Source organism: Cellulophaga omnivescoria (assembly GCF_027915275.1).
Classification (GTDB): domain Bacteria; phylum Bacteroidota; class Bacteroidia; order Flavobacteriales; family Flavobacteriaceae; genus Cellulophaga; species Cellulophaga omnivescoria.
Genome location: NZ_CP115819.1, coordinates 1444814 through 1458830 on the forward strand (window position 1 = coordinate 1444814; position 14017 = coordinate 1458830).

Below are 14017 nucleotides of genomic sequence, written 5' to 3' on the forward strand. Positions count from 1 at the left end.
TTATGAAAAAAATATTAATTGCGGGGGTAGCAGCGTTAACAACCTTGTTTTCTCCTTTATCTGCACAAAATGGTTCGTATTGGCAACAACACGTAGACTATGCTATGGAGATAGATATGAATGTTGAAAATTACCAGTATGATGGTACACAAAAATTAGTATACACTAACAACTCACCAGATGAGTTAACGCGTGTATACTACCATTTATATTTTAATGCTTTTCAGCCAGGTAGTGAAATGGATGCTCGTTTACACAGCATTGCAGATCCTGATGGAAGAATGACAGATAAAAATAAAAATAGCAGAATTGCTACTTTAAAAGAAGATGAAATTGGTTTTATTAAAGTTTCTTCTTTAAAACAAGATGGTGTTCCTGTAAAATACAGTGTAGAAGGTACTGTTTTAATAGTAGAATTGGCTAAACCAATAGCTGCTGGTTCTAAAACTACTTTTGATATGGTTTTTAAAGGTCAGGTTCCTGTACAAATACGTAGATCTGGACGCAATAGTAGTGATGGTGTCTCATTATCTATGACACAGTGGTACCCAAAATTAGCAGAATATGATTTTGAAGGTTGGCACGCAGACCCTTACATTGCTAGAGAATTTCATGGTGTTTGGGGAGATTTTGATGTAAAACTTACAATAGATAAAAATTATGTTGTTGGAGGTAGTGGTTATTTACAAAACGCTAATGAAATAGGCCACGGATATGAAACTCCTGGAACTAAAGTAAAAAAACAACGTGGTAAAAAATTAACTTGGCACTTTAAAGCGCCTATGGTACACGATTTTATGTGGGCAGCAGATCCAGATTATATTCATGACACACTACAAGTAGAAAACGGACCATTATTACACTTTTTATACCAAGGTAACGACCCAGAAATTAAAGCAAATTGGGAAAAAGTACAGCCTAAAGCTGCAGAAATGATGCAGTTTTTTAGCAAAAACATTGGTAAATACCCATACAAACAATACTCTATTATACAAGGTGGAGATGGTGGTATGGAGTACGCTATGAGTACTTTAATTGCTGGTGGTAAAAAGTTTGGTAGCCTTGCTGGTACAACAGCACATGAAATGGCTCACTCCTGGTTTCAGCACATATTAGCTAGTAATGAAGCTAAACATGAGTGGATGGATGAAGGTTTTACAACTTTTATTTCTTCATTATGTATGAACGAGGTTATGGACCAGAAAAAAGACAATCCTTTTGAAGGATCTTACCGTGGTTATTATTACCTAGTAAATTCTGGTAAAGAACAACCACAAACTACACATGCAGATCGTTATCATGAAAATATGCCTTATAGTATAGCTGCTTACAGTAAAGGTTCTATATTTTTATCACAATTAGGTTATATTATTGGACAAGAAAACTTAATGAAAACAATTCGTAAGTACTACGAAGACTTTAAATTTAAGCACCCAATACCTAACGATATTAAAAGAACCGCAGAAAAAGTATCTGGTATGGAGCTAGATTGGTATTTAACAGACTGGACACAAACTACTAATACTATAGATTATGGTATTACAGAAGTTACAGAAGCCAACAATGCATCTACAGTTTCTTTAGAAAGAATTGGTTTAATGCCAATGCCTTTAGATATTTTAGTTGTTTATACAGATGGTACACAAGAAACTTTTTACGCTCCTTTACGTATGATGCGTGGAGAAAAAGAAAATCCTTATGCCAACTTAAAAAGAACTGTATTGCCAGACTGGCCTTGGGCAAACTCTAACTACAGCTTTACTATTAACAAGCCAAAAGCAAGTATTAAAGCAATTGTTATAGACCCATCTAACCTTATGGCAGATATTAATAAAGAAAACAACGTTTATCAGGCAGAGTAAAATCTTCATGTTAACAACTATCAAAATCCGTTTAGAGTTCAGCTTTAAACGGATTTTTTTTATAATTCTAAAACAGCATCAAAAAAGATAAAAAACTAATAGATAGTTAAAAATAGTAACTTTATAATACCTTTGCTTTTTAGTAAAGAAGTGGTGTTACTGTAAACACTCATTTTTTATATAACTAGATAATTAATACATTTTTAATGCCTACGCAAGAACAACCAAACACTCCTAATTTTAAGTTTCCTACCAAAGAAAAATTAAAAAGTAAAAAGTTAATTGGAGAATTGTTTGAAAATGGAAAAAGTGTATCTAGCTACCCAGTTAAACTAATTTACTTGCCTTGCACATTAGAAAACACCCCTTTAAAAGTTGGTGTAACTGTGCCTAAACGTAATTTTAAAAGTGCTGTAGACCGTAATAGAATTAAAAGATTATTACGAGAAGGTTACAGACTTAACAAACACGTAATTTTTAACAACATAGATAAAGATTTTGCGTTACTATTTTTATACCTTGGTAAAAAGAAGCCAAACCATACTGAAATAGAGAAATCTGTTGCAGAAGTGCTTGCCAAATTTTATAAGAAAGTAAACAATGAAGAACGTACTTAAAAAAAGAATAATTATACCGGTTTTTGCCGTTTTTATTTTAATAGGAGCCAGTAGTTTTAAAGGCGATTTTTTTGAAATAGCAAAGCAAATAGAAATTTTTACTACGCTCTTTAAAGAGTTAAATATGAATTATGTGGATGAAACCAATCCGGCAGAATTAATGGATAATGCCATTAAAAATATGCTAAACGGTTTAGATCCATATACCCGCTTTTTAAATGAACAAGATGTAGAAGCTTACCGTATTAATAATGCTGGTAAATACTCTGGTATTGGTGCTACTGTACGTACTTACAAAGATAAAATGCTAATTATAGAAGCCTATAAAGACCTACCTGCAGATAAGGCTGGTTTAAAGGCTGGTGACGAGATTATTAAAATTGGCGATACCGATGTTGCAACTTTTAAAGATGATGCAACAGAGCTTCTAAAAGGTGCCAGTAACACTGGTGTAACCGTTGTATACAAAAGACAAGGTAAAACAAACACCACAACAATTAACAGAGAAGATATAGAAGTAGACGCTGTACCTTTTTACAAAATGGTAGATGAAACTACAGGTTACATTGTGTTAACAAAGTTTAACCAAAAAGCATCTTCACAAACAAAAGAAGCTTTGATAAACCTTAAAAATGAAGGTGCCAAAAAAATAATATTGGATTTAAGAGGAAATCCGGGTGGTTTATTGTCCGAAGCTATAAACGTTACCAATTTATTTGTTCCTAGAGGAGAACTAATTGTAACCACAAAATCTAAGGTTAAAAAGTTTAATAAAACATACACTACAAGAAACGCTGCTGTAGACACAGAAATTCCTTTGGTCGTACTTGTAAATGGCTCTAGTGCTTCTGCTAGTGAAATTGTTTCGGGTAGTTTACAAGATTTAGACAGAGCTGTAATTGTTGGTGCGCGTAGTTTTGGTAAAGGTTTGGTACAAAGGCCTCTTAAACTTACTTATGGTACGCAATTAAAAGTTACCATCTCTAGGTATTATACACCTAGTGGCAGATGTATACAGTCTTTAGATTACTGGCATAGAGATGAAAACGGTAAAGCCGTAAAAAATACTAAGTTTAATGAGTTTAAAACCAAAAACGGACGTAAAGTACAAGATGGTGGAGGTGTTTTACCAGAAATACAAATTACTGCCGCTAAAACAAACTCACTTACAAAAGCACTTATTGTTAACAATGTTATTTTTGACTACGCAACCAACTACTATTATAATAATAAAGTAGCTTCAATTACAGATTTTAAGTTAACAGATACAGATTTTACTGCTTTTAAAAGCTTTGTAGAAGCTTCTAATTTCTCTTTTGAAACTGAAACAGAAAAAGCACTTACTGCCGCTATAAACAGTAATGATACCGCTATTTTTGGTGATGATATACAAGAAAAATATAAAAGTCTTTTGGTAGATATCAATAAAAATAAAATTAAAGCACTAGATAAATACAAAACAGAAATTGTAAAAAATATTGAAGACGAGATTGTAAAACGTTATTTTTATAGAGAAGGTTTGTATGAGTATTACTTATCTCATGACGATGCTATTTTAACAGCAACAGAATTACTTAACAACCCAAGTAAATACAACGATTATTTAAAGTAGAATACGTAAAAATACTATGTCTGTTTACCAAAAAATGGCCAATATTGGTCAAAAACTATTTTCTAAACATATACTTTTTAAATACGGATTTAATTATTCGCCTATGTACAGGAGAAGTACAGGTAAAATAATTGAAATTACTAAAGATTTACTGCACATAAAGGTGAAGATTCCTATTAGTTGGAAAAACAGAAATTATGTAAATTCTATTTTTGGTGGTAGTTTGTTTTCTGCTGTAGACCCAATACCTATGATACAGTTGTTGTATTTAATTGGTGATGATTATGTGGTTTGGGATAAAGCTGCAGATATACGTTTTAAAAAGCCTGCTAAACAAAATGTTTTTGCAGATTTTACTTATACTGAAGAGGAACTACAAGATATTAAAAAATGCATTGCTGCAGAAAACGAAATTGAGGTTAAAAAAACTACCGAAATTAAAAGTGAAGATGGTAAAATTACCTTTTGCGTGGTACATAAAACCATTTATGTAGCCAACAAAGAGTTTTACAAGCAAAAAATGAAAAATAGAAAAAAACAAAAGGCATAATATTAGCTTATATAAATAAAAAAGAGACCTAAAATATAGTTATTTTAGGTCTCTTTTTTTGGTGTATTCTACACACATTACTCTACAAAAAGTGCAGCATTTTTAAGTTCTAAAATGGCTTCTGTATTTTGGTGTAACATGCGGTTACTTTGTAAATATCTGTTTAAATTAAACTCATCAAAATTAGTAGCGTCTTTATCTATACTACTAATATGTACACGACCAGAAGAATGTATAAATTGGTTGTTGCCAATCCACATACCAACGTGTACTACTCTTTGTTTGGTAGAATCTGTTGCTGGTCTTCCAAAAAACAATAAATCGCCAACAGCTAGCTTACTAAAATCTTTATCTTTATCTACTACTGTACCTGCATTTACTTGTTGTGATGCATCCCTTGGTAAAACCATACCATTTAAAAAGTATATAGTTTTGGTAAAACCGCTACAGTCTACTCCTTTACTAGATGTACCTCCCCATAAATACGGTAAACCCATTAATTGTTTAGATGTTGCTACTAAAGATTCTTGCGATGGGTTTAATGCTTTTAACCAATTATTATACGTTTGTGCTTCATCTTTTTTAACAAAAGCAAGTCTACCGTCTGGGTATTTTACTTGGTAAAATAAGCCTTCTTCAGCTACTAATTCTAAAATACTACCAGCTACTAAATCTGAAACAATTTCTTGACCTGTTGTTGACGCGTAAGAAAAACCTGTAGTATTAGTATATATTATTTTTTCTGTTGCTTTCCAGTTTTTATAATCATCATTCTTTAAAATTTCTATGCCACCTTTATCTACCCACGCTATGTAATTATCTGGTGTTTGTATAAGATACCAATCGCCATCATTTTTATACACTTTTACTGGTGTACCCAAAGTTGCTTGTGTGGCAAGTTCTTGTGAGTGTCCTGCTTTGCTTCTTAAATTAGCAACAGAAATTTTTACAATGGCCCAATTGCTATTTTTAAATTCTGCTGTTGGTAGTAATTGTATACTATCTATATACTCAATTTTAGCCTCATTTAGCTTGGTTTTAAGCTCGTTTACCGCTTTTGGTAGGTTAGATTGTCCTGTTAAAATAAAACTATTGTTAACAGCTTTAGATTCAATATTAAAAAGAGCAACACGTTTGTCTGGAGCATATGTTGTTTTTACATCATCTATATATTCTAAAACAGGATTTTCTACTTCTGTAACTACTTCATTTTTACAACTACCCAAAACCATTATTGTTGCAAGTGCTATTAATGGAATTTTAGAATTGATATTCTTCATCATTTTTGTGCGTGTTTAATTGAAAGAGTGAAATTATGAAAATTTTATTTTACTGTAGACAAAATGAACATTGTAATGTTAATAACTACGTTAAAGTACTGTTAATCAATATATAAATTAGGAATTTTGAGTTTATTTTATTATGTTGATAACTATGATAGAGACAGATAAAATTGAAAATACAGCGTTTATAAAAAAATCTATAGGTTATTTAGAATCTAGAGGATTTACAAATATCAAAGCAGATGTAACAGATTGTGAAATACCAAAATCTTACATTAGAAAAAATACTGGTGATAAAGTAACGCCAGATATTGTTGCTATGAAAAACGGGAGAAAATATTTTTTTGAAATTAGCTTAAAGTCAGATAAACCTAAACTTTTAAAGTCTAAGTGGCTGTTTTTAGATACTTTAAGTAGAATGAACTCTAACAGATTTAGAATTATTACTACCAAAGGACATTTTAAATTTACCGATACAATGTTAGAAGATATAAACCTTACCAATAAAACACCTATAAAAATTTAGTGTTTGTACATTACCATATGCGGTATGCCGTCTTCTAAATATTCTGCTCCTTCTTCTTTAAAACCTAAATTATTATAAAATTTTAAAAGGTATTTTTGAGCAGATATTTTTATGGTTGTTTGTTGTAGGTAACTTTTTACGGCAGTAATAGATGCTTCCATTATTGCATACCCATATTTATGTTTCCTTTCAGATTTTTTAACTACTACTCTACCAATACTAGCGTCATTAAAATAATCTCCAGGTTTAAATATACGTGTATATGCAACTAACTCGTTGTTTTTAAAACCTAAAACATGTAGAGCTTTAAAATCCTTACCATCTATATCTTGGTAAACGCAATTTTGTTCTACAACAAAAATCTCTGATCTAAGTTGTAGAACTGCGTATAAATCCTTTGTAGTAAGCTCGTTAAAACTTTTAACACTTATTACCATATAAAGTATTAATTACATGCTATTTTTTCTACCCTGTTTTGGTGTCTTCCGCCAGCAAATTCTGTATTTAAAAATGTAGTAACCATTTCTAATGCCTGCGGTAAAGAAACAAAACGTGCTGGTATACTTAATATGTTTGCATTGTTATGCTCACGTGTTAAAGACACAATTTCTTTAGTCCAGCATAAACCAGCTCTAACATTTTGGTATTTATTGGCTGTCATAGAAACACCATTACCACTACCACATATAAGGATACCAAAATCTACTTTTTTTGTATCTACATCTGCAGCAACAGGGTGCACAAAATCTGGATAGTCTACACTATCATTACTATCTGTACCGTAGTTAGTTACTTCTATACCTTTAGATTTTAAAAGTTCTAATACCGCAAATTTATACTCTGTACCGGCGTGGTCATTACCTATAGCTATATGCATTATATTGTTTTTTGTAGTTTTACAATACAAAAGTACAAATACCATTGTATATCCTATTCTAAAATTGTTAATAAATACAAACCCCCATTTTTACATACATTTTTGATTGTATCACATACAACTAACAAGTTGTTCACAACACTTTAATAAGTATACAAAACATAAATTTTGTTTTTCGTAAAAATTGTTGCATTATAGCATAGAATTTCTTCAACCAAATCTATTTTTTACTTTTTAGATAAAAGATATTAAGACTATTGTTAATAATGTAAACAATTTTTTAGCGGTTAATTATTAAAAATTTGATGTTAATAGAAGTTGTTAATAACCGTTAATAATTATGGTAATAGATTGATTTCTAAATAAAAAGTTAAAAATAAACACTTAATAACTTTACAATAAATTTACATTACTGTTCAACACAAGAAATATTACATAATTTTATTGTAGATATTAACACACTATTATAATCACCATTTTTTTTTAAAATTTAATAAAAGAAAAATAGTATATTATATATATGTTTATAACAACGTTTTCTTTACTAAAAAATTAAGAAACTGTTTAATTAAGATAAGAGTAGATTATAATTTGTAATTTACCAGAAATAAATAAAATGAATGACTAAGAAAAAAAAAGGACCTAAAAACCAAGACCGTAATCTTATTACTAAAGGTATATTTACGGTATTAGAAAAAGATCCTAATGCTAGTTATAACTATAAGCAAATTGCTGCTAAATTAGGAATAACAGATGCAAATAAGAGAAATATACTAGTAAAGAGATTAGTACAATTAAAAGAGAAAAAAAGAATTATAGAAGAAAGTAGAGGCAAATATAAAGCTGTAGCTAGAGATACTAAAACTTACCATACAGGTAAAGTAGATATTACTAGTAAAGGAAATGCCTATATAGTTATAGAAGGTTTAGAAGATGATGTATTTATCTCTAGCAATAAATTAAAAAAAGCTTTTCATAGAGATATTGTAGAAGTATATATTTTTCCTAGAAGAAAGGGAAGAAAATTAGAAGGTGAAATCACTAAAATTATTGAAAGAGACAAAACTAACTTTGTTGGTATTGTACAATTGCAAAAGAATTACGCTTTTGTAACAGCTACAGATTTTAGAATGTATACAGATTTTTTTATTCCTAAGGATAAAATTAATGATGCTAAAGATGGTGATAAAGTCATCGTAAAAATGAATGATTGGCCAGATGATGCAGACTCACCCTACGGAGAAATTGTAGAAGTACTTGGTAAACCAGGAGAACATAACACAGAAATACATTCAATTTTAGCAGAATACGGATTGCCATATGAGTTTCCGTTAGAAGTAGAAAATTATGCTAATAAAATTGATACATCTATAAAAGCAGAAGAAATTGCAAAACGTAGAGATATGCGAGATACGCTTACCTTTACTATAGATCCTAAAGATGCAAAGGATTTTGATGATGCATTATCTTTTGTAAAATTAGAAAATGGTAATTATGAAATAGGAGTTCATATTGCAGATGTATCACATTACTTGCAACCAGATACCATTTTAGATGATGAAGCTTATGACAGGGCTACATCTGTATATTTAGTAGACCGCGTGGTACCAATGTTACCAGAAGTTTTATCTAACAATGCTTGTTCTTTAAGACCAAATGAAGAAAAATATACCTTTTCTACAGTTTTTGAGATTAATGAAAAAGCAGAACTTATTAACCAATGGTTTGGTAGAACTGTAATAAACTCTAATGAACGTTTTGCTTATGAAGAAGCACAACATATAATAGAAACTGGTGAAAATACCATTCCAGAGGCTATTTCTATTAGAGAAAACGGAGCTTATAGTGTTAGTAATGAAATTGTGGATGCTACGCTTACATTAGATAAATTAGCAAAAATTATGCGTGGTAAACGTATGAAAGCCGGAGCCATTTCTTTTGATAAAGTAGAAGTTAGGTTTAGTTTAGATGAAGACGCAAACCCAACTGGTGTTTACTTTAAAGAGTCTAAAGATGCTAACAAACTTATAGAAGAGTTCATGTTACTTGCTAACAGAAAGGTAGCAGAATTTATTGGCAAACAAAAACCAGAAAAAACATTTATATATAGAGTTCATGACGAACCTAATGAAGAAAAATTAGCCAATTTAAATGGTATTATTTCTAGGTTTGGTCATAAGCTAGATTTTAAAAGTAAAAAAACTATAAGTAGCTCTTTAAACCAATTATTAGAAGATGTAAAAGGTAAAAAAGAACAAAATTTAGTAGATACGCTTGCTATACGTAGTATGAGTAAAGCTATTTATACCACAGATAATATAGGACATTACGGTTTGGCTTTTAATTACTATTCTCATTTTACCTCTCCAATACGTAGGTATCCAGATGTTATGGTACACCGTTTATTACAACATTATTTAGATGGTGGCGCAAGTGCAAAACAAGAAGTTTATGAAGAAAAATGTAAACATTCTTCAGATATGGAAGGTTTAGCAGCAAGTGCAGAAAGAGATTCTATAAAATACATGCAAATTAAATTTATGGATGATCATAAGGATGCTGAATTTGTTGGTGTAATTTCCGGAGTAACAGAATGGGGTATTTATGTAGAAATTATAGATAATAAGTGTGAGGGTATGGTTCGTATAAGAGATATTAAGGACGATTACTATACTTTTGATGAAAAAAGCTATTCTATAGTAGGGCAACGTACAAACAACAGCTACCAGTTAGGAGAGCAAGTTGTGGTTATGGTTAAAAGTACAGATTTAGTAAAAAGACATTTAGATTTCTCATTACTTAGAAAGGCAGAATAAAGTATTCTTGGAACGAAATTTGTAAATTAGATTAGGAATTATACCTAAAAACAACAAAATGAATAAGTTAACCTTATTTACGTTTATATTTTTTGCTATTAGTTTAGTAAATGCACAAAACGAAAAAATTACACAAAAGCTACAAAATTTTTCAGAGGTTAAAGCTTTTGATGGATTATCTGTAAATCTTATAAAGTCTACTAAAAATGAAGCAGTTATAACTGGTGTTAACACACAAAAAGTTGCAATTGTTAATAATGATGGTGTTCTAAAACTACGTATGGAATTGGATAAAATTTTTAGTGGTTATAGAACTTTTATAGATTTGTATTATACAGATAATTTAACTGTGATAGATGTTAATGAAGATGCCAGAATTAGCTCTAATGAAACTATAAAACAAGATTTGTTAGAGTTAAAATCTCAAGAAGGTGGAGAACTAATTATAGATGCTAACGTAACACAATTATTAGTGAAATCTGTTACTGGCGGGGTCATTACATCTAGAGGAAATGCTAAAAACCAAGATATAAAAATTAATACCGGTGGTATTTATTATGGTAAAAATTTTAAAACAGAGCTTACCACAATAAGTGTAAATGCGGGCGGTAATGCAGAAATTAATGCAGCTAAATATGTACAAGCTACTGTAAAGGCTGGCGGTGAAGTTTTGGTTTATGGCGACCCAGTTAAAATGGATGAAAAAACTGTTTTTGGCGGTAAAATTATTAGAAAATAAGAAAAACTATTACATGTTAGATGATATACAGGCAGCAATACCATTAGGCTTTTTCTTAAGTTTTATGATTGGTCCTGTTTTTTTTGTTCTTCTAGAAACCAGTGCTGTTAAAGGTTTTAGAGCTGCATTGATGTTTGATCTTGGCGTTATTTTAGCAGATGTATTATTTTTAACTGTTGCTTATTTTAGTAGTTACCAACTATTAGAAAACCTAAGTAATTTACCAGGATTATATATTTTTGGTGGTGTTATATTACTTGTTTATGGCATAATTGTAATTATAAAAAAACCTGTAAAAGAAAAGCCAACTCAACTTAAATCTAGTAAAAGTGCATACCTAAGTCTATTTGTTAAGGGCTTTTTATTAAACTTTATAAATATTGGTGTTTTGGTGTTTTGGTTAGGTGTTATTTTAGTTGTAGGTCCTAGTCTAGATAACAATCCTAACAGAATTTTAGTTTTCTTTTCTGCTATGTTAGGCACATATTTTATTACAGACATAATTAAAATTTTATTAGCTAAACAATTAAAAAGATACTTAACTCCAAAACGTATTTTTTTAACTAAAAAAATACTAGGTATAATACTTGTTATATGTGGTTTGGTATTAATAACCAAAGGATTTTTGCCTAAGGACCAATTAAATATACAAGAAGGATTAGAGTTATTAGAAAAATAATTGTTTAAAAACTATTGTGTTTAAAAATGGAATGGGGTCTGAACTAGAAAAAATAATAGCAAATAGTAGACTTGTAGCAATAGATTTAAATTCTGAGTATATTTCTTCTTTTCATTTTTTAATAGCTACTTTACAATCTGATAATATTGCTCAAAAAATATTTAAATCTTACGATTGGAAATTTCAGAATTTAATAGAATTATTAAAATCAGATGATAAAAAAATAGTAGCAGATTATTATCTAACCAAAGAGTTTGATGCTATTTTAAGAAACGGTTTATTTTACGCTCGCATTTATTCAGATATAAAAGTAAATCCAGAACATATAATACTTGCTATGCTAGCTAATAAAAATAGCTATGCTGGTAACTATTTAAATGAAATAGATATGGATTATTTTAAATTTAAAAAAGAATGTGAGAAAATTAGAAGCATAAAATCTAATAAATTTCTAGAATTTTTTGGGAGCAGTAAACGTTTAGTTTCTTTAGGATTACTTTCTATTATATAAAATTGATTTTTTAATTTCTAAAATACTTGCTGTACATAGTTTTATAAATTGTATGCTAATTTTGTAATTACTTGATTATAAGATAAATAATTTTATAGTTGTTAGTATAAACAAAAAAACCTCCACGTTAGTGAAGGTTTTTGAGGCATCGAGCATCCCGAAGCTTCGGGAGAACTGCTGTACATTTTATTAAATAAATAAAATATTATTATGTAATTATTTGATTTTAAGATAGATAATTTTATAGCAATAACTACAAACAAAAAAACCTCCACGTTAGTGGAGGTTTTTGAGGCATCGAGCAGATTCGAACTGCTGTACAAGCTTTTGCAGAGCTCTGCCTAGCCACTCGGCCACGATGCCATTTTTTGGACTGCAAACTTACAAAAATAAATTCATAAGCAAATAAGTTTTTTAAAATCAATTTTGCATTTTTTTTCGAGGCATCGAGTGGATTCGAACCACTATGCTAATCCTTGCGGGATTATGTCTATCCATTTCGACCACAATGCCATTTATGCGGGGGAGAGTTCAAATGTACATATATTTATATGTATAAAAAATTTACTAATATGCAGTTTAACGAGTTAATTGCAATGTTATCGAAACCATTTCTACATCTCCTCCTATTGGTGGGTTTAATTTAGATACCGTTACTTCAGACTCGGTTACAATTGGTATTTCTTTAAAAATACGATCTATGATACGTTTAGCTACATGTTCTAATAATTTAGACCGTATAGCCATTTCTTCTTTTACTATATGGTTTATATGTACATAATCTACAGTATCTACTAACTCATCAGTTACAGATGCCTTAGTTAAATCTGCATTTACGGTAACATTTACTAAATAATCGCTACCAATTAAGGCTTCTTCATTTAAACATCCGTGGTAAGCATATGTTTTAATAGTACTTACAGTTATTTTTCCCATTTGGTTTAGTTTATATGTGCAAACTTAACTAATAGAATTAATAAATACTTAGTAAGTACATCTACAATTACTTAATCCTTGAAATAAATCTACACCAATTGTAATAACATGTGTACCTGTACTGTAATTTAAAATATCGTTTAAAATTATTTGGTAAGAGTATCCAAAGTAGTAGTTATCTTTTTTTAAACCTGCAAAAGGTGCCAAATACAATGGTTTTCCAATTTGATCATTTAAAAATCTGTAGTTTACACCAGCATAATAATAATCTTCAAAATCGTATTTTCTAAACTTAAGGTTTAAATCAGTTTCAGATCTTCCATCACTTTCAAACATTTTATAAAGTACAGATGGTTCTATTTCCCAATCACTATTTCTACTTTTTTTGTATCTGTAACCAGTATACAAGTAATAGTTTCTTAAAGCATTTGGCTCAAAAGTTTCATTAAAGTTTGATATATCTTTGTTAACAAGGTTGGATACGTTTAAACTAGCATAAAATTTATTAATTCTATACATAAGTCCAACATCAAAGTTATGGTTTGTAGTAGACCTGTCATCCGTTACAGCATTGTCTGGGTTAGCAATTAGGTTAAACTCCTGTATGTCTAATCTAAATTGGTTAAAGTTATAAGATATACCAAAGGATAAAAACTCGTCTTCATACCTATCTAAAGTTAGGTGGTGTGCAAAAGAAATTCTTGCACCTTGTTGTTTAGTGTATCCGTTTTTATCGTTATATAAAAATAAACCTAAACCAGATTTGTTACCAATTCTGGCATCTGCAGCCAAAGACTGTGTCCTTGGTGCATCTTCAATACCTACCCATTGAGCAAGACCGTTCATTCTAATTTTTACATGATCGCCAATACCTGCGTATGTTGGTGATAAAACAAATGGGTTATCTGCTAAATACTGTGAGAGCTGTGGGGAATTTAGCTCCTGTGCATTTGATAGCATTGTGCCAGCAAATAATGATAAGATTGCTAATTTAAATCGCATAATTATA

At 30.1% G+C, this 14017-nt stretch carries 14 protein-coding genes and 1 tRNA gene; 9 read left to right on the plus strand and 6 right to left on the minus strand.

The genetic code is table 11. From position 1 onward, the window contains the following. Nucleotides 1–2: 2 nt before the first annotated feature. The 4 genes from PBN93_RS06410 to PBN93_RS06425 all read left to right on the plus strand — a co-directional run bounded on the left by PBN93_RS06410 (nt 3) and on the right by PBN93_RS06425 (nt 4641). The gene (locus tag PBN93_RS06410; protein ID WP_077404364.1) at nt 3–1862 is read left to right on the plus strand and encodes a M1 family metallopeptidase; all 1860 of its coding nucleotides are present in this window, start codon (nt 3–5) and stop codon (nt 1860–1862) included. A gap of 206 nt (nt 1863–2068) precedes the next feature. After that, entirely contained in the window at nt 2069–2479 is a 411-nt protein-coding gene (rnpA, locus tag PBN93_RS06415) for a ribonuclease P protein component (protein WP_077404367.1), read from the plus strand. Next, nucleotides 2463–4091, plus strand: coding sequence for a S41 family peptidase (locus PBN93_RS06420; RefSeq protein ID WP_077404369.1), 1629 nt, complete (start codon nt 2463–2465; stop codon nt 4089–4091). The genes rnpA and PBN93_RS06420 overlap by 17 nt, the downstream gene beginning before the upstream one ends. A gap of 16 nt (nt 4092–4107) precedes the next feature. Continuing rightward, the gene (locus PBN93_RS06425) at nt 4108–4641 is read left to right on the plus strand and encodes a DUF4442 domain-containing protein (protein WP_271081706.1); all 534 of its coding nucleotides are present in this window, start codon (nt 4108–4110) and stop codon (nt 4639–4641) included. Between the two features lie 77 nt (nt 4642–4718). Here PBN93_RS06425 and PBN93_RS06430 read toward each other — a convergent pair whose 3' ends face one another. Beyond that, nucleotides 4719–5924: a C40 family peptidase gene (locus PBN93_RS06430; protein WP_271081707.1), complete on the minus strand. Its 1206-nt coding sequence runs from the start codon at nt 5922–5924 to the stop codon at nt 4719–4721. A 151-nt stretch (nt 5925–6075) separates the two neighbouring features. On the opposite strand from PBN93_RS06430, the gene PBN93_RS06435 reads away from it, so the two are divergent. Further along, the gene (locus tag PBN93_RS06435; protein ID WP_171974505.1) at nt 6076–6450 is read left to right on the plus strand and encodes a hypothetical protein; all 375 of its coding nucleotides are present in this window, start codon (nt 6076–6078) and stop codon (nt 6448–6450) included. On the opposite strand, the gene PBN93_RS06440 is transcribed toward PBN93_RS06435, so the two are convergent. Both PBN93_RS06440 and rpiB read right to left on the minus strand, forming a co-directional pair. Beyond that, entirely contained in the window at nt 6447–6887 is a 441-nt protein-coding gene (locus tag PBN93_RS06440; protein ID WP_077404377.1) for a GNAT family N-acetyltransferase, read from the minus strand. The genes PBN93_RS06435 and PBN93_RS06440 overlap by 4 nt on opposite strands. Nucleotides 6888–6895: 8 nt before the next feature. Next, complete coding sequence (gene rpiB, locus PBN93_RS06445) at nt 6896–7327, minus strand: ribose 5-phosphate isomerase B (protein ID WP_077404440.1); 432 nt, start codon at nt 7325–7327, stop codon at nt 6896–6898. Between the two features lie 620 nt (nt 7328–7947). Here rpiB and rnr point away from each other — a divergent pair. Genes rnr through PBN93_RS06465 form a run of 4 tightly spaced genes read left to right on the plus strand, consistent with a single transcriptional unit; the run spans nt 7948 to nt 12072 of the window. Continuing rightward, nucleotides 7948–10143, plus strand: a complete 2196-nt coding sequence (gene rnr / locus PBN93_RS06450; protein WP_271081708.1) for a ribonuclease R — start codon at nt 7948–7950, stop codon at nt 10141–10143. Nucleotides 10144–10201: 58 nt separating this feature from the next. Beyond that, entirely contained in the window at nt 10202–10882 is a 681-nt protein-coding gene (locus tag PBN93_RS06455) for a head GIN domain-containing protein (protein WP_271081709.1), read from the plus strand. A gap of 13 nt (nt 10883–10895) precedes the next feature. Further along, nucleotides 10896–11561 (plus strand): LysE family translocator, encoded by a 666-nt coding sequence (locus PBN93_RS06460; protein ID WP_077404443.1) that lies wholly within the window; start codon nt 10896–10898, stop codon nt 11559–11561. 31 nt (nt 11562–11592) lie between these two features. Beyond that, nucleotides 11593–12072 carry a Clp protease N-terminal domain-containing protein gene (locus tag PBN93_RS06465; RefSeq protein WP_271081710.1) on the plus strand — a complete coding sequence of 160 codons (480 nt, stop codon included), beginning with the start codon at nt 11593–11595 and terminating at the stop codon, nt 12070–12072. Between the two features lie 292 nt (nt 12073–12364). Here the strand turns inward: PBN93_RS06465 and PBN93_RS06470 are convergent. From PBN93_RS06470 to PBN93_RS06480, 3 genes are all read right to left on the minus strand, one after another. After that, a tRNA-Cys gene (locus PBN93_RS06470) sits at nt 12365–12435 on the minus strand. A 216-nt stretch (nt 12436–12651) separates the two neighbouring features. Beyond that, entirely contained in the window at nt 12652–13008 is a 357-nt protein-coding gene (folB, locus tag PBN93_RS06475) for a dihydroneopterin aldolase (RefSeq protein WP_271081711.1), read from the minus strand. A gap of 48 nt (nt 13009–13056) precedes the next feature. Continuing rightward, nucleotides 13057–14010 carry a PorP/SprF family type IX secretion system membrane protein gene (locus PBN93_RS06480; protein WP_077404391.1) on the minus strand — a complete coding sequence of 318 codons (954 nt, stop codon included), beginning with the start codon at nt 14008–14010 and terminating at the stop codon, nt 13057–13059. Nucleotides 14011–14017 lie beyond the last annotated feature (7 nt).